This window comes from Collinsella ihumii (assembly GCF_900046475.1).
Lineage (GTDB): Bacteria > Actinomycetota > Coriobacteriia > Coriobacteriales > Coriobacteriaceae > Collinsella > Collinsella ihumii.
The window spans coordinates 332,035-350,487 of record NZ_FCOU01000012.1; the positions used below are offsets into that span (position 1 = coordinate 332,035).

At 67.1% G+C, this 18,453-nt stretch carries 19 protein-coding genes; 10 read left to right on the forward strand and 9 right to left on the reverse strand.

From position 1 onward, the window contains the following. The first annotated feature begins 75 nt into the window (after positions 1-75). On the forward strand, positions 76-1,290 hold the full coding sequence (tyrS, locus tag BN3789_RS10590; protein ID WP_066834167.1) for a tyrosine--tRNA ligase: 1,215 nt from the start codon (positions 76-78) through the stop codon (positions 1,288-1,290). 263 nt (positions 1,291-1,553) lie between these two features. Here the strand turns inward: tyrS and BN3789_RS10595 are convergent, their stop codons facing one another. The 5 genes from BN3789_RS10595 to BN3789_RS10610 all read right to left on the reverse strand — a co-directional run bounded on the left by BN3789_RS10595 (position 1,554) and on the right by BN3789_RS10610 (position 5,628). After that, entirely contained in the window at positions 1,554-2,579 is a 1,026-nt protein-coding gene (locus tag BN3789_RS10595) for a hypothetical protein (protein WP_147569702.1), read from the reverse strand. Continuing rightward, positions 2,566-3,285, reverse strand: a complete 720-nt coding sequence (locus tag BN3789_RS10600) for an ATP-binding cassette domain-containing protein (RefSeq protein ID WP_066834174.1) — start codon at positions 3,283-3,285, stop codon at positions 2,566-2,568. Before BN3789_RS10600 ends, BN3789_RS10595 begins: the two co-directional genes overlap by 14 nt. Before the next feature lie 2 nt (positions 3,286-3,287). After that, positions 3,288-3,458 (reverse strand): hypothetical protein, encoded by a 171-nt coding sequence (locus tag BN3789_RS12815; RefSeq protein WP_154018726.1) that lies wholly within the window; start codon positions 3,456-3,458, stop codon positions 3,288-3,290. Between the two features lie 170 nt (positions 3,459-3,628). Continuing rightward, on the reverse strand, positions 3,629-4,912 hold the full coding sequence (locus tag BN3789_RS10605) for a sensor histidine kinase (RefSeq protein WP_066834177.1): 1,284 nt from the start codon (positions 4,910-4,912) through the stop codon (positions 3,629-3,631). Beyond that, a complete protein-coding gene (locus BN3789_RS10610) occupies positions 4,909-5,628 on the reverse strand; it encodes a LytR/AlgR family response regulator transcription factor (RefSeq protein WP_066834179.1) in 720 nt (239 codons plus the stop codon). Before BN3789_RS10610 ends, BN3789_RS10605 begins: the two co-directional genes overlap by 4 nt. Before the next feature lie 247 nt (positions 5,629-5,875). Here BN3789_RS10610 and BN3789_RS10615 point away from each other — a divergent pair, with 247 nt between their 5' ends. Further along, the gene (locus BN3789_RS10615; protein WP_066834181.1) at positions 5,876-7,693 is read left to right on the forward strand and encodes an adenine deaminase; all 1,818 of its coding nucleotides are present in this window, start codon (positions 5,876-5,878) and stop codon (positions 7,691-7,693) included. Positions 7,694-7,800: 107 nt separating this feature from the next. On the opposite strand, the gene BN3789_RS10620 is transcribed toward BN3789_RS10615, so the two are convergent. Further along, positions 7,801-8,556 (reverse strand): DeoR/GlpR family DNA-binding transcription regulator, encoded by a 756-nt coding sequence (locus BN3789_RS10620; RefSeq protein WP_066834187.1) that lies wholly within the window; start codon positions 8,554-8,556, stop codon positions 7,801-7,803. A gap of 191 nt (positions 8,557-8,747) precedes the next feature. Here BN3789_RS10620 and BN3789_RS10625 point away from each other — a divergent pair, with 191 nt between their 5' ends. From BN3789_RS10625 to BN3789_RS10640, 4 genes are all read left to right on the forward strand, one after another. Further along, positions 8,748-9,596: a class II fructose-bisphosphate aldolase gene (locus BN3789_RS10625; protein ID WP_187119143.1), complete on the forward strand. Its 849-nt coding sequence runs from the start codon at positions 8,748-8,750 to the stop codon at positions 9,594-9,596. Positions 9,597-9,659: 63 nt separating this feature from the next. Then, positions 9,660-10,724, forward strand: coding sequence for a zinc-dependent alcohol dehydrogenase (locus BN3789_RS10630; protein ID WP_066834189.1), 1,065 nt, complete (start codon positions 9,660-9,662; stop codon positions 10,722-10,724). 3 nt (positions 10,725-10,727) lie between these two features. Then, on the forward strand, positions 10,728-11,882 hold the full coding sequence (locus tag BN3789_RS10635; protein WP_066834192.1) for an iron-containing alcohol dehydrogenase: 1,155 nt from the start codon (positions 10,728-10,730) through the stop codon (positions 11,880-11,882). Positions 11,883-12,060: 178 nt separating this feature from the next. Beyond that, complete coding sequence (locus BN3789_RS10640; RefSeq protein ID WP_066834199.1) at positions 12,061-12,855, forward strand: Cof-type HAD-IIB family hydrolase; 795 nt, start codon at positions 12,061-12,063, stop codon at positions 12,853-12,855. Between the two features lie 78 nt (positions 12,856-12,933). Here BN3789_RS10640 and BN3789_RS10645 read toward each other — a convergent pair whose 3' ends face one another. Together BN3789_RS10645 and BN3789_RS10650 are read right to left on the reverse strand one after the other, a co-directional pair. Next, positions 12,934-13,773, reverse strand: a complete 840-nt coding sequence (locus BN3789_RS10645) for an HAD family hydrolase (RefSeq protein ID WP_066834202.1) — start codon at positions 13,771-13,773, stop codon at positions 12,934-12,936. Positions 13,774-13,820: 47 nt separating this feature from the next. Then, on the reverse strand, positions 13,821-14,108 hold the full coding sequence (locus tag BN3789_RS10650; protein ID WP_066834204.1) for an ACT domain-containing protein: 288 nt from the start codon (positions 14,106-14,108) through the stop codon (positions 13,821-13,823). 154 nt (positions 14,109-14,262) lie between these two features. Here BN3789_RS10650 and BN3789_RS10655 point away from each other — a divergent pair, with 154 nt between their 5' ends. Further along, positions 14,263-14,559 (forward strand): hypothetical protein, encoded by a 297-nt coding sequence (locus BN3789_RS10655; RefSeq protein ID WP_066834206.1) that lies wholly within the window; start codon positions 14,263-14,265, stop codon positions 14,557-14,559. A gap of 157 nt (positions 14,560-14,716) precedes the next feature. Then, a complete protein-coding gene (rpmE, locus tag BN3789_RS10660) occupies positions 14,717-15,145 on the forward strand; it encodes a 50S ribosomal protein L31 (RefSeq protein ID WP_066834208.1) in 429 nt (142 codons plus the stop codon). Positions 15,146-15,267: 122 nt separating this feature from the next. On the opposite strand, the gene BN3789_RS10665 is transcribed toward rpmE, so the two are convergent. Next, positions 15,268-15,786 (reverse strand): pyridoxamine 5'-phosphate oxidase family protein, encoded by a 519-nt coding sequence (locus BN3789_RS10665; protein WP_079989295.1) that lies wholly within the window; start codon positions 15,784-15,786, stop codon positions 15,268-15,270. A 362-nt stretch (positions 15,787-16,148) separates the two neighbouring features. Between BN3789_RS10665 and BN3789_RS10670 the strand changes: the two genes are divergently transcribed. Further along, complete coding sequence (locus BN3789_RS10670; RefSeq protein ID WP_066834210.1) at positions 16,149-17,789, forward strand: SGNH/GDSL hydrolase family protein; 1,641 nt, start codon at positions 16,149-16,151, stop codon at positions 17,787-17,789. A 161-nt stretch (positions 17,790-17,950) separates the two neighbouring features. Further along, positions 17,951-18,445, forward strand: coding sequence for a hypothetical protein (locus tag BN3789_RS10675; RefSeq protein ID WP_066834212.1), 495 nt, complete (start codon positions 17,951-17,953; stop codon positions 18,443-18,445). Positions 18,446-18,453: the final 8 nt, after the last annotated feature.

The window sequence follows — 18,453 nt, forward strand, 5'->3', positions numbered from 1 at the left end:
GCATGCGAATGAGCACCGCCTGAGGTGGCCGCCGGTTGCCGGGCGAGGGTGCTAGAGACTTAGGAGGACGCAGGTATGCTGCCAGTTGATGAGCAGATGCGCATCATCACCTCGGGCGCTGCACAGATTGTGCCCGAATCCGACCTCAGAAAGAAGCTCGAGCGCGGGGTGCCCTTGAACATCAAGCTCGGTGTCGACCCCACGAGCCCCGATCTGCACCTCGGCCACGCCGTCCCGCTGCGCAAGATGCGCCAGTTCCAGGACCTCGGCCACAAGGTGACCCTCATCATCGGCAACGGCACCGCCATGATCGGCGACCCGTCCGGCAAGAACACGACGCGCCCGCAGCTGACCCAGGAGCAGGTCGAGGCCAACGCCGCGACCTACGTCTCGCAGGCCATGAAGATCCTCGATCCCGAGAAGACGACCATCGTCCACAACGGCGACTGGATCCTGTCGCTCGACCTCAAGGGCATGCTCGAGCTGTGCTCCAAGTTCACGGTCGCGCGCATCCTCGAGCGCGACGACTTCACCAAGCGCTACCAGAGCCAGACGCCGATCGCCCTGCATGAGTTCCTCTACCCGGTCATGCAGGCCTTTGACTCGGTGAAGATCGACGCCGACGTCGAGATGGGCGGCACCGACCAGCTGTTCAACCTGCTCGCCGGCCGCGAGCTCATGGAGAAGATGGGCATGGAGCCCCAGGTGGCACTCACCATGCCGCTGCTCGAGGGCACCGACGGCGTGCGCAAGATGTCCAAGAGCTACGGCAACTACATCGGCCTGACCGACGAGCCGGCCGATATGTTCGGCAAGACGATGTCGATTCCCGACGAGATGATCGGCAAGTACTACCGCCTGGCGAGCTCGCTGTCGCCCGACGAGGTCGACAAGATCGAGGCCGCGCTGGCCGACGGTTCCGCCGACCCCTATGAGCTCAAGCGCGCGCTCGGCCGCGACCTGTGCGACACCTACCACGGTGCCGGCGCGGGCGAGGAGGCCGAGGCGGCGTTCGACCGCGTGTTCAAGCAGTCCCAGCTGCCCGAGGACATCGCCGAGATCCATGTCGACCTCGAGGTGAACGACGAGGGCAAGGTGTACCTGGCGGGCGTGCTGAAGGATGCCGGTCTGGCTCCTTCCGCCGGCGAGGCGCGCCGCCTGATCGACGGCGGCGGCGTCAAGATCGACCAGCAGCCGGTCGCGCCCAAGTCCTACAACGTCGACCCGGAGCTGCTGCACGTCGGCGTCGTGCTGCAGGTGGGCAAGCGCAAGTTCGCGCGCCTGGTGTAGGAGCGCGGCGGCGAGTCCGCCGACAAGTTGAACCCCTAGAGCGGGTGCCGAGAATCGCCTCGGCACCCGCTTTTTCATAACTAGCACAAGCATGCAAATTCAGGGACGTACCTCCCGCGTGCACTTTTGCAAATTCAGGGACGTACCTTCCGCATGCATTTTTGCAAATCGGGGACACCCCTTGGGTGTGAACGTTTGCATGGGCCGCTGTCAGTCCGTCGCGGATACGTCGGTTCCTGCGGGTCGGGGCAGCCCGGCCGGCGTCAACCCAACAGCGCGATGGAGGCGACGGGGCCCAGCAGCAAGAGGGCGAAGGGGACCAGGTACTTGCGGGGGTGGCGCCACAGATCGCTTTCGGCGGACCAGCCGCGCACGGGGCGGAAGCGCTCGAGCGCGGCGCTTGCGCAGGCGGCGGCACCCGCCATGAGGGCGGCGAGCACGGCAAAGCGCGCGTCGAGCCCGTGGGCCAGCGCCCATGAGGCAAGAAAGAGGCCGTCGGTGGCGAGAAAGACGCCGAAGAGCATGCCGGCGTAGGGGATGAAGAACATCCGGCCGGAATCGGGCAGCATGGCGAGCTCGTCCGAGAGATCGGGCTCGCCGGATGCGACCGTGCACAAGGGCGTGTTGATCGACAGGATCGCGAGGCCGATGGGGACGCCCATCACGGGCCCGATATCCCCGAGCAGCAAGGGGAGCGCCAGGGCCATCACGGCGAATCCCGCCGTGTTCGCCAGGATCGAGCCGCTGGACATCAGGCGGCGCGCGATGAGGACGCACGCGCTGCCCCGTGAGGAGCCCGGAGCGCTCGGTGCGAACGCGCGTCGCGTCCGGAGGGAGAATCCCCGCAGCGGCTGGCCGAAGGCGCCGCGGATGGCGGCGATGCCGAGAAAGGTGGCGCCGCCTACGACCGTGCCGATCCCGCACCCCGCGATGCACGTCTGCGCGGGGACGCCGAGCGCGGTCAGCGCGGCGGCGAGGGGGACGAGCTTGGTGAGCGCCCCGTGCGCCAGGGTGGCGACCGCGTATCCGGCGACGGCCTCATGCGGGGTGACGGGCAGGGCGCACACCGCCTCCATCTCGATGGCGGCGGCGCGGGAGCTCCAAGACGCGATCGCGTCGGCCGCCATGGCCACGGAGGTCGCGGCGAGCACGACCGCGGGGGCGATGTTAAACGTCGGGTTCAGGCTCTGCGCGGCCAGGTAGAGTGCAAGCGCCGCGACGAGCGGGCCGATGACCGCTTTCGGCCCTCGTCCGAAATACATCTGCATGAACGCCCTACAGCTCGTCATGGCCCAGCACGCTCCTAATCGATGCCGGCGAGATCTCCTCGCCGGAAAACGTCTTGCGTATGCGCCCGGCGCCGTCTGTGCGCTCGAGCACCAGCACGCGGTCGCAGGTGAGGCACACGCTCTCCAGCACGTGCGAGGAGAACAGCACGGACCCGTGCTCGCGGTAGTCCCGGATGAGGCGGTACAGGTATTCGGTGCTCTCGAAGTCCAACCCGTTCACGGGCTCGTCGAGGATGAGCAGGTCGGGGGAGAGCGCGAACGCGGCGATGAGCGACGCCTTCTTGCGGCTGCCGAGCGACAGCTCCCGCAGGGGCGTCTCCACGTAGCGTTCGAATCCGAAGCCCTGCACGATGCGGGAGCAGTCCGCAAGCGGCGTGCGGTAGGCGCGAAACACGAACGACAGGTACTCGAGGAAGGTGAAGTTGCCGAATGCCCGCTCATCGGAAAACACCATGATGCGGCGGCGCTTCACGGCGCGGTCCGTGAGGCCCACGCGTCGTCCGTCGAGGCAGGCCTCGTCATAGCGGCAGGTACCCAGCACGCCGGCGATCGCCTTGAACAGGGTCGTCTTGCCCGCTCCGTTCATGCCGATGACGCCGACCACCTCGCCGCGTGCGATCGAGAGCGCGACGTCCTCGATGACGGGGTCGGCCGTTCCGTACCACGCGGAGAGCCCGGAGATTCCGAACAGCTCGGAGGTCTCCATGACTAGCGCCCCTCGCGGTCGCGGCGGGCGGCGATGCGCGCGCCCTGGGCCATGATCGCGGACAGGGAGCCGCAGAGCAGAAGGCCCGAGACGTTCATGGTCGCCAGGCAGATGAGCGCGGCGATGCCCAAGATGATGGCGATGGCGATGCGGATATAGACGTGGCGGCTCATGGGATGCTCCTTTTGTCTGGTTCCTGCGGTGCATCCCGAGCATCGCAAAAGAGAGGGCCCCGTGCCTATTTGTCCGTGAATCGCAGGGTATTGTCCGCGAATTGCGGGCGGGGTTTCGTCCGTTCGAGGGGCGGGTGCGCTCGGCACGAAAGCAATTGGTCAGCGGTTCCCTAATCGCGCACGCCGTCGAAGCACATGGTCGCGATCGCGCAGAAGCTGTCGTCGGTGCTGGTGAGCGACAGGCTCCCATCGTAGCGGTCGAGCGTCGCCTCGACGCTTTTCAGACCCCAGCCGTGATGCTCCGCGTCCTCCTTGGTGGTCGCGATGCGGCCCTCGCCGTCCGCCTCGACCGGCCCTGTGGCCGTGTTCTCGACCTTGATGATCACCATGTTGTTCACGCGCCTTGCCGTCAGGCGGACGGTGCGCGCACGGCCCTCGGGAACCTGCGCGGCGGCTTCGATGGCGTTGTCCAGCAGGTTTGCCACCACCGTGCTGAGGTCCGCCGGTCGGATGCCGGTGTTGGGAGGCAGGCAGACGTCGAAATCCGCGGCGATGCCCAGCTCGGTGCAGCGCGCCTGCTTGAGGGCGAAAAGATGGTCGATGGCCGGATCGCCCGTCCATGCGGCGCTGCCGCCTGCGTCCTGCGGCCCCACGAGCGCGTCGATGTAGGCGCTCACGGCGGGCATGTCGCCTGCGCGCGCATAGCCCTTCAGGGTTGCCAGGTGGTTGCGAAAATCGTGGTAGAGGCGGGAATTCTGCTCATACGACTCGCGGAGCGTGCGGTAGTTGCGCTCGAGGAGCTCCGCTTGCGCCGCCGCGGCGTCTGCCAGGCGCTGCTGCTGGGCCGCATGGGCGTTGACGGCGTTTATCGGGTAGAGAAGGATGAGCGTGGCGCAGATCACGAGCCGGACGGGCGCTCCGGCATCGCCCGCCGCGTCCGCCTCGCCCATGGTCGCGACGGTGAGCGCGAGGCAGGCGACCGCCGTGAATCCCAAGCGCTTCAGGCCCGGGGTCGACAGCGGCGTCAGGCGGTCCGATTCGCCGGCGGGGTCTTCGCCGGACGCGCTGAGGGCGAGCGCGAGCGCCGACCCGATGACATGGGGCAGGACCGGGTCGAGATGGGAGAACGCGGCGGGGGCGGCTGCCGCCAAGGTATCGCCGCAGGTGAATGCGGTGGCCGCGGCGGCATAGGCGGCAAGGATCGACGCCTGGGCGCCGCGGCGGGAAAGCAGGATGAGCCCGACGGCGAGCGCGACGCTAAGCGCCGCCTCCCCCGAAAGGGGCAAAGGGCCGATGAGGTCCACGGCACCCGCTATCGCGCCCGCGACGGCGCCGAGGGCCGCGGCGATGAGCCGCTGGCGCCTGTCGGTTTCAAGCAGGGCGAGCGCGGCGGGAGCGGTCAGCGCGCCAAGCGCCGCGAGCAGCGCGACGTGCGCGACGAGGGGCGCGCTCATAGCTTCGACCCCCAAAAGACGGCGAGCGCACGCTTCGTCTCCTTGAGGCGCCCGCGGCTGATGGGCAGCTCGGTGCCGTCCAAAAGGAGGGCGGACTGCCCGCGTACGCGCTTGACCTTCGTGAGGTTCACCACGATGCCCCGGTCGATGAAGATGAACTCATCGGAATCGAGGGCGCAGACCAGCTCCTGCAGGCTCATGCGCACGCGCGATTCCGATCCCGCATGGTGGATGACGCAGTCTTTGCCGCTGCGGTCGATGTAGTCCATCGCGCGGTAGGCGATGCGCTCCATGCGGCCCGCGCGCTCGAATGCAAACGAACGGTCCGCGTCGACCGCGATGATGCGCAGGGCGTCGTCGAGCGCGCGCGGCAGGCGCTGATCGATGTCCGATTTGGGGACGTAGCGAAACACCGAAAGCTCGAAGGCGTCTATGGCGTATTCGGTGTGCGAGGTGATGAAGATGATCTTGGCATCGGGAAGATGGGGCTTGATCTGCGCGGCGAGGTCCATGCCGTCGACGTTCGGCATCTCGATGTCGAGAAGCAGCAGGTCGAAATGGGCCCCGTCCTCGATGATGTCATACAGGAGCGCGTCGCTGCGCGTATAGGGGACCACGTCGGCCTGGAGGTGGAGGCGCGCTGCGCTGGAGCGCGCCTGCTCGCTCGAGCGCTCCAGCGAGGGCTGCTCGTCATCGCAGACGGCGATCTCGATCATGTGGCTCACCTCCCAATGAGGCGGACGGTCGTGCTATAGCATAGCGCTGATTCGAGAGCGACGTGACGAACGCGCTGGGTGTTCGCGTGCGCGTTCGCTGCGAGGCGCCTCTCGCAGCGAACGCGCCCGATGCGCTGTTTGCGCGGGATGTGGCCCCTTTTGCGTCGCCTGGCGTGTGGGGCGGCTCTCACGGTAAGATGGAAATACGGTACGTGCTGTGAGAATGCAGCAGAAAGGGGCGCGCGGCATGTCATCTACGCAGTTGCAAGGCATCATCGACGCGGCGGAGGGGCGCGTGACGGCGGATACGCTGTTCACGAACGCCCGGATCGTGGACGTGTACGGCCATCGGGTCGTTTCCGGTCGGGTGGCGGTGAAGGGCGGGGTCATCGTGGGCGTGCTCTTCGATGGCCGTGACGACGATGCGCGCTACGACGCCGAGCGGGTCGTCGACTGCGAGGGGCGCTATCTCTGCCCGGGCCTTATCGACGGCCATCTGCATATCGAGTCGTCAAACATCCGTCCGGCGGAGTACGCGCGCATGGCGCTCGCCCGCGGCACGACGACCGCCATCGCCGACAGCCACGAGATCGCCAACGTGTGCGGCCTCGACGGCCTCGCGTTCATGATCGCCGACGCCCGCCGCGCTCCGCTCGACATCAAGTTCATGATGCCGTCTTGCGTGCCGGCGCTGCCTGACGAGCAGGCCGGCGCCGAGATCTCGGCGGCCGACATGGAGGCGTTTTTCGCAGAGCATCCGGGCGAGATCTTCGGTCTGGGCGAGATGATGAACATGCCGGGCGTGACGGGGGCGGATCCGGAGACCTGCGCGCGCATCGATGCCGCCCGCCACACGGTTACCGGCCTGACCGACGGGCACGCCCCCTTGGTTTCGGGCCTCGACCTGAACGCATACGCCGCGGCGGGCATCATCGCCGACCACGAGTGCACCCTGCCCGAGGAGGCGCTCGACAAGCTGTCGCGCGGCATGTACATCATGCTGCGCGAGGGCACGTGCAGCCATGACCTGGAGCAGCTCGCGCCGCTCCTGATCGAGGATCCCGCGCGCTCGCGGCGCTGCTGCTTCGCGACCGATGACCGCGCGCCCTCCGACGCGCTGGCGACCGGCATGATCGACAACGCCTGCCGCCTGGCGATCGAGCACGGCATCGATCCGGTGCGCGCCATCTCCATGGCGACCCTGTCGGCGGCCGAGTGCTTCGGTTTCGATCACGGGATGGGCGATGCGCGCGAGCGTCGCGGCGCGGTGGCGCCCGGCAAGCGCGCGGATTTGCTGCTGCTCGATGACCTGACGTTTGCCGAGGCCCCTGCCGCCGTGTACGCGGCGGGCGTGCTCGTCGCCGAGCACGGGCGCTTCGTGGGCGAGATCGCCCCGGCAAACGATGAGGTCCGTCGGCTTGCCGACGAGCTGCGCGGCTCGGTGCATCTGCCCGAGCTCTCGCTCGACGTGTTCTCCTATCCGTTCCGTCCGGGCGAGGCGGTCATCGACGTCATCCCGGGCAACGCCGTGACCGGGATCGCGCATCCCGAGTCGGCTGACGGGCTGCGCCGCATCGCGCTCATCGAGCGCCACGGGCGCGGCTGCTTTGCGCAAGAGGCCGGCGCGGACGGCGACGGGCCCGCGGGGTTGGGCCTTGTGGGCAAGCATATCGGGTGCGGATGGCTGCGCGGCTACACGATCACGGGCGGCGCCATCGCCTCGACGATCGGTCACGACTCGCACAACATCTGCGTGGTCGGCGACAATCCGGAGGACATGCTCGTCGCCGTGAGCAACGTGCACCAGGGCGGTCACGTTCTCGTTCGCGACGGCGAGGTCGTCGCCCGCATCGACCTGCCGCTCGGAGGGCTTATGAGCGAGGGGACCGCCGAGGAGGTCGCCCAGGACCACGAGCGCTTCATGGAGCAGGCGCGCGCTATGGGCATCGAGCCCCCGCTCGATCCCATCATGGGCGTGATCTTCCTGCCGCTGCCGGTCATCCCGACGCTGCGCATCCGGCCCGAGGGCATGTTCGACGTCACGACGTTCTCCTACGCGAGCTGACGTCGCGGGGGCGACATCGGTCGCATCAGCCTGCAGATCATGATTTCGGGCGGCCGCACGGCCGCCCGATTTGTTTGCGCGCGGAGTGCCCGCAGCCTGCTTGCGGCCTACAGGATGCGCACGCCGGCTTTCTCGCAGCGCATCTTCAGCTCGTCCGGCAGGTCCCCTTCGGTCACGATGACGTCGAGGTCGCTGATATCGCAGAACGTGAACGTCGATGTGCGGTCGACCTTGCTCGAGTCGAGCAGCATGATCCGCGTGTCGGCGCGCGCGATGGCGACCCGCTTGAGCTCGGCCTCCTCGTCGGAGCCGCAGGTGAACCCGGAGTCCGGGGTGTAGCCGGAGGCGCCGATGAACACCTGGTCGAAATGCATGCGCGAGACCTCGCGCACCGCTCGGCTCCCGTGCAGGCACATGTTGAAGCGGTTGAGCGCGCCTCCGGGGACGATCGTCTTGATGTAGCTGTACTTGCCGAGTTCCAGCACGTTGTAGATGCCGCAGGTGAACACCTGGAGCTGCACGTCGGGAAGGCTCGCGGCAAGCGCGGCGACCGTGCTGCCCGAGTCGAGGTAGACGTGCGTGTTCGCCGCGATGAGCCCCGCCGCCTTGCGGGCGATGGCGCCTTTTGCCGCGACGTTTCTGCTGCGGCGCAGGTCGATGAGGCCGTCCGCGCCGACCGCGGTCTCGATGGAGCGCACGCCGCCGTAGATGCGCACGAGGCGGTGCTCGGCGTCGAGCGCCTTGATGTCGTTGCGGATGGTCATCTCCGACACCTCGGGGAAGGCGTCCTTCAGCTGCGTGATGGTGGCGCTGCCCTGGTTGTTGACCAGGCGCACGATGGCCTCGCGGCGTTCGTTCATCATGGGCGTGTCCTTTCGGTTCTCATTGAAATTCTAAAAGACCTTCCGCACATTCGCCTCGTTTTTCAGAAAAGATTTTAGAAACTACAATTCAAGTTTGAGAAAGGTGCTATAAACACTTGCTACAGTCGCTAAACAGATATAAATTCTAAAGTGTCATACAGCTCTCAGCGATCAGAGGGGGACTGATTGTCATGCTCGAGCCGATGCGGGATCTGCTCATCGAGGCGAAGCGGGGCGGATATGCCGTCGCGGCGCCCAACGTGTACAACGAGGAGAGCGTCAAGGCGGCGTTTCGCGCGGCCGAGGAGCTCGACGCGCCCATCATCCTCGACGTGGGCTTTGCCATGGATATCGAGGTGACCGGCGAGATCGTGCGCTTCGTCGGGGCGCGCCACCCCAGGATCCCCTGGGCGCTCAACCTCGATCACGGCGGGCCGTTCGAGCACATCATGCGCGCCATCCGCGCGGGGTACAGCTCCGTTATGGTCGACCGCTCGACGCTTCCGTTCGAGGAGAACGTCGCCCAGACCGCGGAGGTCGTGCGTATCGCCCATGCCGTCGGCGTCTCGGTCGAGGCGGAACTCGGGCATGTCGGCGTGGGGGCGGAGTACGAGCAGACCCGCGACGCCGGCCTCACGCGCCCCGAGGAGGCATCGGCGTTCGTCGAGCGTACGGGCGTCGACTGCCTCGCGGTCGCCGTGGGCACGTCGCACGGCACCTACAAGGGCACGCCGCATCTCGAGTTCGACCTGCTCGAGACCCTGAGCGGCATGCTCGATATCCCACTCGTGCTGCACGGCGGCTCGGGCACCGGCGACGACAACCTGCGCCGCGCCGTGAAGACGGGCGTGCAGAAGGTGAACCTGTACACCGAGCTGGGCGAAGCGTGGTTCGATGCGCTCGAGCGCGAGCTCGCCGAGCGCGCGCAGGCGAGCGTCAAGAAGAAACCCGCCCAGGTCATGGAGGACAGCTGCCGTGACGGCTATCAGCAGAAGCTCATGCACTACATCAGGCTGTTCGATTCGGCCGGCAGGATCTGATACCGCCTTCGCAACCGTTGTGTGCCGCCGGGCGTGAGGTCGCGGCGGCAGAAAGGGGAGACCATGAAACCCATCGTCACCGAGACCCGCGCGGCCATCATCGCAGGCGTCCGCGACGCCCGGATCGTCACGCGCCGCCTGCGCGACCTCGCTCCGCATGACGTGCTCGTCAAGATCCTGTCGTGCAATCTGTGCACCTCGGAATTCGGCCTGTGGAGCGGCAAGCGGACAAACCGCCCGCTGCCCATGACGTTCGGCCATGAATGGGCGGGCGAGGTGCTCCAGGTCGGCGAGGCGGTGCGCGGCATCGAGCCCGGCGATTTCGTGGGCGGCTCGCACGAGTACGACCCCTATTCGGACGAGGCCCGCGCGGGCCGCACCTCGGAGGCGCCGGGCGTGAAGTCCTACGACACGCAGTGGGACGACGGTTACTTTGGACGCTACGAGGGCTGCGCCGAGTATGTCGTGCAGTCGCAGGAGTCCATCTACAAGTTCGCGCATCGCATCCCGGCTCCCGAGGCGGGCTTCTTGGAGCCGCTCGCGACGGTGATGAACGGCCTGCGCAAGATCGACCCGCACGAGGGCGAGACGATCGTCGTGATCGGCGCGGGCACCATGGGCGTGCTGAACGCGCTCGTGGCGGCGCGCAGCGGTGCGCGCGTCATCGTGACCGAGGTGAGTCCCGAGAAGGTCGGCGTGGCCGAGCGGCTCGGGCTCGAGGTGGTCGACGGCTCGGCGTGCGACGCCGTGGAGGAGGTCCGCCGCCGCACCGGCGGGCGCGGGGCCGACAGCGTCGTGATCGCCGTGGGCCTCACGCTCGCCGACCAGCAGGCCTTCGCCATGCTCAAGAAGTTCCACGGCAAGGTGCTCTTCTTCGCGGCGGGCTACCCCGCGCCCGAGGTCGGCGTCGATGTGAACAAGATCCATTACGGCAAGATGGAGCTCTACGGGACCCTCATGGCCGACTACGTCGACTTCAAGGAGTCGTGCCGGCTTCTGGGCGAGGGCATCATCGACGTGTCGACGCTCGTGAGCGCCCGCTACCCGTTCGACGACATCACGGCGGCCTTCGAGCACGCCGTGCAGCCCGGCGGCTACCGCACCGCCGTCATCATGGGGAAGGAGTGACAGATGGCCCATCAATTCACCGTGCCCGGCCGCATCGTGACGGGAGAGGGCGCGCTCGAGGCGTCGCTTGAGGTGCTGCGGTCGTTCGGCACGCGCGCCTTCGTGGTATGCGACCCGCTGATGGTATCGCTCGGCAATCTCGAGGTGCTGATAAGCGCGCTCGCCTCGGTCGGCATCTCGTGCGAGGCGTTCAGCGAGATCACCGGCGAGCCGACCGACGAGATGGTCGCGCGCGGGGTCGAGCGCGCCCGCGTCTGGCCGTGCGACATGTACATCGGGCTCGGCGGCGGCAGCCCCATCGACGCCATGAAGGCCATCGCCTGCATGGTCGCCCTCGACGCGGATGTCGACGACCAGATGGGCGCCGAGATCGCCTGCGACCGGCCGCCGCTCGTGGCGATTCCCACCACGGCGGGAACCGGGTCGGAGGTGACGCGGTTCACCATCATCAGCAACACGCGTGATGACGTGAAGATGCTGCTCGCCGGTTCCTCGGTCATGCCGGACGTCGCCATCGTGGACCCGCGCTTCACGCTCACGGCGCCGGCCGACGTCACCGCCAACGCGGGCGTGGACGCGCTGTGCCATGCGCTCGAGGCGGCGACGTCGAGAAGGATGCAGCCGATGAGCTACACCTTCTCGGTCTCCGCCATCAGGCGCATCTTCGCGAACCTGCCGGCGTGCTGGCGCGATGGGGCGAACGTGGGGGCGCGCGAGCAGATGGCCATCGCCGCGACGGAGGCGGGCATCGCCTTCTCGAACGCCAGCGTCACGATCGTGCACGGCATGAGCCGGCCCATCGGCGCGCTGTTCCATGTGCCGCACGGCCTGTCGAACGCCATGATCGTGCTCGAGTGCCTGCGCTTCGTGGTCGACGGGGCCTATCCGCAGTTCGCCGCCGTCGCGCGCGATGCCGGCGTGAGCCGCGCCGAGGACGATCGGGCGGCCGCCCTGGAGCTGCTCGACGCGCTGCAGGGCCTGCTCGAGGAGCTGCGGATCCCGACGCTGCGCGAGCACGGCATCGATGAAGCCGCGTTTCGGGCGCAGATCCCCAAGATGGCGGCCGACGCCATTGCGAGCGGCAGCCCCTCCAACACCATCAAGCCGCTTTGCGCGGCAGACCTCGAGGCCATCTACGATCGCCTTATCAGCGCATAGGCGCCCGTGGCGTCCTCGGCGCGAGCGCAGCCGGTCCGGCGCCGCTGCGCGCGCCACGCGCGTGTCATGGAGACGTAAAGGTATGGTCAGACAGCCCGGATCCCTGTTAGGTCCGGGCTGTTTTTGGGTAGGAAGCCCCACAGTGTGCAAAAAGATAGGAAATGAAGGGAATGCCCCTATGATCAAACTCATCGCATCCGATATGGACGGCACGCTGCTCGACGAGCGCAGCCAGGTGCCGCCCGAGACCTATGACCTCATCCGCGCGCTGCGCGAGAAGGGCGTGCGCTTCGCAGCCTCCTCGGGCCGTCGCTACGACCGCCTGTGCGAGTTCTTCGAGCCCGTGGTCGACCTGATGGATTTCGTCGCGTCCAACGGCGCGCAGGTGTATGCGGAAGGCGAGCTCGTCGACCGCGAGGTCTATTCGCACCTGGCCATAAAAAGGCTGGCGCGCACCGTCGGCATGTTCGACAACCTGCACCTGGCGCTGTTCGACCGCACGAAGTCCTACCTGCTCGACGACGAGGGCAAGTTCGTGCGCGAGGTCGACAAGGACCTTCCAAACGTCGAGCGGATCTGGGAGCTGCCGAGCGCCGAGGTCAACATCATCAAGGCGAGCGTGTTTTGCGACGACGGCGCGGTGATGGATTACGCGTACGTGCTGTCGCGCGAGCTGGGCGACGAGTTCGTGTTCGCGCCTTCGGGCAATGCGTGGATCGACGCCATGCAGGCGGGCGTGTCGAAGGCGACCGGCATCGCGCAGCTCATGGACCATTACGGCATCGCGCCCGAGGAGGTCATGGCCTTCGGCGACTCCATGAACGACTACGAGATCATCCGTCTCGTCGGATGCGGCTGCGCGATGGCGAACGGCCGCCCCGCTCTGCGCGCCGTGGCGGATCGCGTGGTCGGCTGCAACCGCGACCATGCCGTGCAGGCGGAGCTGCGCCGCGTGCTGGAGGAGCTGGACTAGAAAAGCGCCGACCGGCTCCTTTCGTGCCGGTCGGCCCCGTGCCGGGCGCCTGCGCGAAAGCAATCGATCGGCGTCTTCCTAGCTGAGGCCGAGGCGTTCGAGGATGACGCTGGCCACGCCGTCCTCGTCGTTGCTCGCGCAGCACATGTCCGCCGCCTCGCGCACCTCGGTCTCGGCGTTCGCGACGGCCACGCCGAGACCCGCAAGCTCGATCATGCTCATGTCGTTGAAGTTGTCGCCGAACGCGACGGCATCGGCAGCGCTCATGCCTAGCTGCTCGCACAGCCACGCCATCGACGCCGCCTTGGACGCGTCCTTGTCCATGACCTCGATGTTCATGGGGTAGGAGCGGGTCACGGTGATGTTGTCGACATGGCGGAGCGCCTCGACGATGGCGTCACGGTCGCTCGGGTCGTACCAGTACATGGCGAGGCGCTCGAGCGCGTCGACGCGCGCGATCGTCTGCTCGGGTTCCTCGTCGACCGGCGTGCGGTTCCAGCGCATGGATGCGAGCGTGCTCGGGTCCGGGACGAACTCCGCCATGCGGTCGTACAGGTCGCAGCGCAGGTAGCTGTGGCCGTCGGCGAAGATGTCGAACGTCACGTCGTGGTCGCGCGCGATGTCCCAGACCGCAAGGGCGCTCTCGGGCGCCAGGGGGACCAGGCGCAGCGCGGTGGCCGCGTCCGCAGTCTTGTTCTCGGGGTCGAGCCTGCTGACGACCGCTCCGTTCGAGCTGATGGCATAGTGCACCGCCGGGTGGCCGAGCACCTCGGGCGGAATGCCCACGAGCGCGCGCCCCGTGCAGGGGACGAACTCGATGCCGCGCGCGGCAAGCGCGTCGAGCGCTTCCAGGGAGCGTGCGCTCACGGCCTTGGTGCTCGTGAGGAACGTTCCATCCATGTCGGAAAACACAATCATGGCGTCTCTTTCGTAAGGCGCGCGGGGGCCGCGCGGACCTTTTGGCTCTACAGGCGGTACATGAAGTTGAAGACGTCCTCGCGCTGGACGGTCACGGTGACGCCCGAGAGCTCGCCGGCCTCGGTGAGCGCGCCCTGCAGCTCGTGGAAGTCGAGCTTGGAGGCGGAGATGTCGGCAAGCATGGTCATGGTGAAGATGTCGTCGAGGATGGACTGGGTGATGTCGCGGATGTCGACGTTCGCCTCGCCCAGGACGCGCGTGACGCCGGCGACGATGCCCGGACGGTTCTTGCCCAGCACGGTGATGACGATGCGGTTGGATGCGGTCTCGGCCATGGGGGACCCTTCTCTTATGCGGTGAATATGCGACCCCATTGTACCGATTGCCGGCAACGCGTGCGCGCACGGCGGGCAATGTGTGCGAGACATTGTGACGAAGCGTATGGGGGTGCTAGGTAGGATGATAGGTAGTCGAGCGATGGGAGGGGCCATGGAGACGGCCGGGATTTCATTGGCGCAGATTGTCCTGGGCGTGCTCGCGGTCGCGCTCGCCGCCGCGGGCGCAATCCTGCAGAGGGGGACGCGGGCATGCGTGCTCGCGAGCTTTGCCGCGGCGCTGGCCTCGGTTGCCCTGACGGTCGTGTACTTCAAGTGCGAGGCCGAGACGGGTGACCTCGCGGCGATTCTCGACACGGCCGATGCGTTCGTGCTCTGCTCGGTCGTGCTGGGCGTCATCGTCCTCGCTCTCGATGCGGCGGCGCTCGCGCGGGCGGGACGGCGGGGCTGACGTGCGGTCCGCGCGCCTGCATGCAGCGTTGCGTGTGCCTTTTGTGGCCATGATGCGGATGTGGTATTCTAGGCAGGCTGTTTTGTCTTGGTCGGAAACCAAGACACCCCTTATGTCCTGATTGGTAACCAGGACAACGAAGAAGAGGAGCCCTGCCATGAAGTCTGGAATCCATCCGGAGTACGTCGAGTGCACGGTGCGCTGCAGCTGCGGCAACACCTTCAAGACCCGCTCGACCAAGTCCGAGATCGTCGTCGAGCTCTGCAATGAGTGCCACCCGTTCTACACGGGCCAGCAGAAGTTCGTCGACACCGGCGGACGCGTTCAGCGCTTCGCCGACAAGTTCGGTGGCGCCGCCCAGGCCGCTCTCGAGCGCGAGGCCGCCAAGAAGGCCGCCCGTGCCAAGAAGGCCGAGGAGGAGCAGGCCAAGCGCGCTGCTGAGCGTGAGGCCAAGGCCGCTGCCAAGGCCAAGCGTGCCGCCGAGTTCGAGAAGAAGGCTGCCGCCGAGGCTGCCAAGGCCCCTGCTGAGGCTCCCGCCGAGGAGACCGCTGCCGAGGCCGAGGCCACTGAGGCCGCTGTCGAGTAGCATCTGCTGCACAAGCTTCGAGCTGAAAAGGGTCCCGCCAAGCGGGACCCTTTTTTGCAAATCGGGGACGTACCTTCCGCGTGCACAAGTGCACGCGGAAGGTACGTCCCCGATTTGCACTCCTATGGCTCGCGGTTCTCCTTTTGTTTGCGTTCCTTGGCGGTGAGCTCGTTCGCGTCGAGACGGAAGATGGCGACCCGCGCGAGCCCCTCCGGCGAAAACGATGCGGCGACGCCCGGGGCGGCGTGCTCCATGATGCGCTCGAGGGCGCACCGGCGCTCGGTCTCGTCCTCGACCGCGCGGACGGTGCCGTTTCCCATGATGCTTGCATAGGAACGCGAGTATGCGCAGCTGTAGTCGCCGACGATGTTGCCCCGGTCGCAGTCGAGCTCGAACGCGACGGGCACCCCGCGGTCCCCGCCCGCATAAAACGCGTCCGCCTTGCGGCCTTCGCGCGCGGAGTGCAGGTAGAAGCAGGGGAGCGCCTGATCGGCCTCCCACACATAGCCGAAGTTCACCGGGACGATGAACATCCCTTCCGCATCGACGACGCCGAGGCGCAACACCTGGCACGCCTCGATGATGGCGCGTATCTGCGCGGGGTCGGTGACGGCGCGTTTGCCGAGTCGCATGGGGCGCATGGTTCCTCCCTGGTTGTCGCGGAGCACGATTACTCCATGGTAGCGCTTCGTTGTTGGAGTGAGACGCTCCGAGTGCGGGATGGATCGCGCGGCCCCTTCGTGAAGGCGCCAGGGGGTCAATGACACAAACTGGGCAGTTTGGCACGCTAAAGGGGGCCAGCAGAAGCTGTTAGCGTGCCAAATTGCCCAGTTTGTGTCATTGACCCACCTTGGCTGACCTTTCCCGATACTACGTGGTCGCGCTATCGCGTGTTCGCAGCGTGGGTGTTCTGGGGAACGCGTCGAGCTCATGCCGCCGCTCGGCCGCCTTATTCGAAAGCAACTATAATGGAGGCTTGGTAATCCACACGACAAGGGGACATATGTCTGTTCGATTCCTTTCCCTGCGAGCGAGCCTCGCGGTTACCTGCGGCCTGATGCTCTGCGCGACCGGGGCCCTCGTGCCCGTTTCCGCGTTCGCCGCCGATGAGACGGCTCCGGCGATCGGCGCGCCCGCGCCCGCAGATGCGGAAGATGCCGCCGACGACCTGCCGGCAGGCGACGATTCCGCTGGCGACGCCGACGCGGAGCTGCCCGGCTCCGAAGACCCCGACACCGACGGTGGCTCCGATACGGCCGATCCCGAGAACCCTGACGCGCCGGGAGACGCGGATGATCCGGATGATCCCGAGGATCCGGATACGCCCGAGACCCCTGACAACCCCGATAACCCCGACCAGACCGGACCCGAGGCTCCTGCGGGAGGCACCGGCTGGTCGGTATGGGCGGGCGAGCGCTACTGGTACGACGACGGCGTCATGGCCCGCGACAAGCAGGTCTACGACCCCGGGAGCAACGCCTGGTACTGGTTCGACGCCGACGGTACGATGGCCCGCGACAAGGACGTCTACATCCCGGTGTCCAACGAGGACCGCTCCCGCGGCAAGTGGGTGCGCTACGACGGCGAGGGCCACATGGTCAAGGGGGAGGACTTCCGCTACGGCGGCTGGTATTACCTCGATCCGATAACCGGTGAGATGGCCAAAGGTTTTCGCTATATCGAGCAGAGCCAGAAGTGGGTGTTCTACGACTACACCACCGGAAAGATGCTCTACGGCGAGCAGGGTATCGACGGCAGCTGGTACTACCTCGACGAGGTGACGGGCGCGGTGACGTACGGCTGGCACTACCTCGCGTCCCAGAACAAGACCGTGTACTACTCGTGGCCCGCAGGAACCATGGTCCACGGGGATTGCCTGATCGGCCAGACCTGGTACCGCTTCGACCCCTATACCGGCGCGCTCGCTGGCGGCCAGCAGCGCCCCTCCACGACGATCCCCGCCGGGTTCGCGTCCGCGCTGCCCCTCGACACGCTGCTGAGCTCCGAGGGGGTGGACTCGGTGCGCATCCTCGGCGACAGCATCATGGCCGGCCTGGGGGCTCCCGGGTTCGTCCCGGGCTCCGAGAACCTCCTGTTCTCCCTCGACGGCGAGTCGTATTACGAGCCGTCCGCGTCGGTCGACTGCGCGGCGAACCGCCTGCGCTCGGCGCTTGCCGCCCGCGGCGCGACCATGGTGAACGCAAGCGTGAGCGGCAAGGGCAGCATGAACTTCTTCAACCGCTTGGGCGAGGACGCGCTGGGCGATGAGGACGCGGCCATCGTCATCTTGGGCACCAACGATCGCGGGGCGTACGACCGCACCGAGACGCTGGCGGATTTCCGCAGGTATGCCGAGGAGCTGCTCACGCGCGTGGCGGAGCGCTACCAGGGCCGCATGATCGTGCTGTCGAGCATGCCGGTCGTGCGCGAGACCTACAACTTCTCGCTCGCCGAGGTCTCGAGCACGCTGAGGTCGCTGTGCTCCGAGCACGGCTGGGCATTCGGATCGCTCTACGATGCGTACCGCTACGTCGCCTCTGCCGAGGGGTTGCCGCTGGAGGCCTTTTATACCGACGGCACGCATCCCAACCACCTGGGGCAGGAGGTCCTCTGGAGCGCCCTGAGCCAGGTGCTGAGGATATAGGGATGCGCCGACCGACCCGCTTCGCACGGCATGATGCCCCGCGAGGCGGGTCTCGGCGATTTTAGGGCGCGTCTCGCCCGGCGCCTTCGGTGCGCGGCGGATGCGCGGTATGCTTATCCCATTGTGTCGGCTATCGGGTATCGGTGCGGAGGTGCGGGTACATGGCGTCAAGCCTCTTCAGGGAAAAGAGCCTCAAGCGCATTTCTTCCCCAGAGCAGCTCAACGATTACATCAAGGTGTCCCAGCCGAGCGTATGGATCGCCTTGGCCGCCGCCGCGGCCTTTGTCGTGGCGGTGTTCATCTGGTCCGTTGCGGGCACGGTGCCCACGAGGGTGGAGGCCGTGGCCGTGGAGGACGGCGGCGGGCTCACATGCTACCTGTCGACCGAGGACGCCGCGGACGTGGCCCCCGGCATGACGGTGGAGCTCTCGACCGGCGAGCACGGCGCCGTCACCGCGGTGGACGACCTGCCGCTTTCCGTCGAGGAGGTCTCGCAGAGCCTGACGAGCGACTACGCCCGCGACAGCGTGGTCACGTCCGACTGGAGCATCCCGGTTCAGATCGATGTCGACGGGGCGCTCGAGCCAGGGCACCTCTACCAGGTCTACATTACGACGGGCTCGGTGAGCCCCATATCGTTTTTGCTGAGCAGCTAGGGGAGGGC

Bases quoted from the DNA above. Each gene is read 5' to 3' on its own strand.
- tyrS (WP_066834167.1), top strand. From the start codon at position 76: ATGCTGCCAGTTGATGAGCAGATGCGCATCATCACCTCGGGCGCTGCA.
- BN3789_RS10595 (WP_147569702.1), bottom strand. From the start codon at position 2,579: ATGACGAGCTGTAGGGCGTTCATGCAGATGTATTTCGGACGAGGGCCG.
- BN3789_RS10600 (WP_066834174.1), bottom strand. From the start codon at position 3,285: ATGGAGACCTCCGAGCTGTTCGGAATCTCCGGGCTCTCCGCGTGGTAC.
- BN3789_RS12815 (WP_154018726.1), bottom strand. From the start codon at position 3,458: ATGAGCCGCCACGTCTATATCCGCATCGCCATCGCCATCATCTTGGGC.
- BN3789_RS10605 (WP_066834177.1), bottom strand. From the start codon at position 4,912: ATGAGCGCGCCCCTCGTCGCGCACGTCGCGCTGCTCGCGGCGCTTGGC.
- BN3789_RS10610 (WP_066834179.1), bottom strand. From the start codon at position 5,628: ATGATCGAGATCGCCGTCTGCGATGACGAGCAGCCCTCGCTGGAGCGC.
- BN3789_RS10615 (WP_066834181.1), top strand. From the start codon at position 5,876: ATGTCATCTACGCAGTTGCAAGGCATCATCGACGCGGCGGAGGGGCGC.
- BN3789_RS10620 (WP_066834187.1), bottom strand. From the start codon at position 8,556: ATGATGAACGAACGCCGCGAGGCCATCGTGCGCCTGGTCAACAACCAG.
- BN3789_RS10625 (WP_187119143.1), top strand. From the start codon at position 8,748: ATGCTCGAGCCGATGCGGGATCTGCTCATCGAGGCGAAGCGGGGCGGA.
- BN3789_RS10630 (WP_066834189.1), top strand. From the start codon at position 9,660: ATGAAACCCATCGTCACCGAGACCCGCGCGGCCATCATCGCAGGCGTC.
- BN3789_RS10635 (WP_066834192.1), top strand. From the start codon at position 10,728: ATGGCCCATCAATTCACCGTGCCCGGCCGCATCGTGACGGGAGAGGGC.
- BN3789_RS10640 (WP_066834199.1), top strand. From the start codon at position 12,061: ATGATCAAACTCATCGCATCCGATATGGACGGCACGCTGCTCGACGAG.
- BN3789_RS10645 (WP_066834202.1), bottom strand. From the start codon at position 13,773: ATGATTGTGTTTTCCGACATGGATGGAACGTTCCTCACGAGCACCAAG.
- BN3789_RS10650 (WP_066834204.1), bottom strand. From the start codon at position 14,108: ATGGCCGAGACCGCATCCAACCGCATCGTCATCACCGTGCTGGGCAAG.
- BN3789_RS10655 (WP_066834206.1), top strand. From the start codon at position 14,263: ATGGAGACGGCCGGGATTTCATTGGCGCAGATTGTCCTGGGCGTGCTC.
- rpmE (WP_066834208.1), top strand. From the start codon at position 14,717: ATGAAGTCTGGAATCCATCCGGAGTACGTCGAGTGCACGGTGCGCTGC.
- BN3789_RS10665 (WP_079989295.1), bottom strand. From the start codon at position 15,786: ATGCGCCCCATGCGACTCGGCAAACGCGCCGTCACCGACCCCGCGCAG.
- BN3789_RS10670 (WP_066834210.1), top strand. From the start codon at position 16,149: ATGTCTGTTCGATTCCTTTCCCTGCGAGCGAGCCTCGCGGTTACCTGC.
- BN3789_RS10675 (WP_066834212.1), top strand. From the start codon at position 17,951: ATGGCGTCAAGCCTCTTCAGGGAAAAGAGCCTCAAGCGCATTTCTTCC.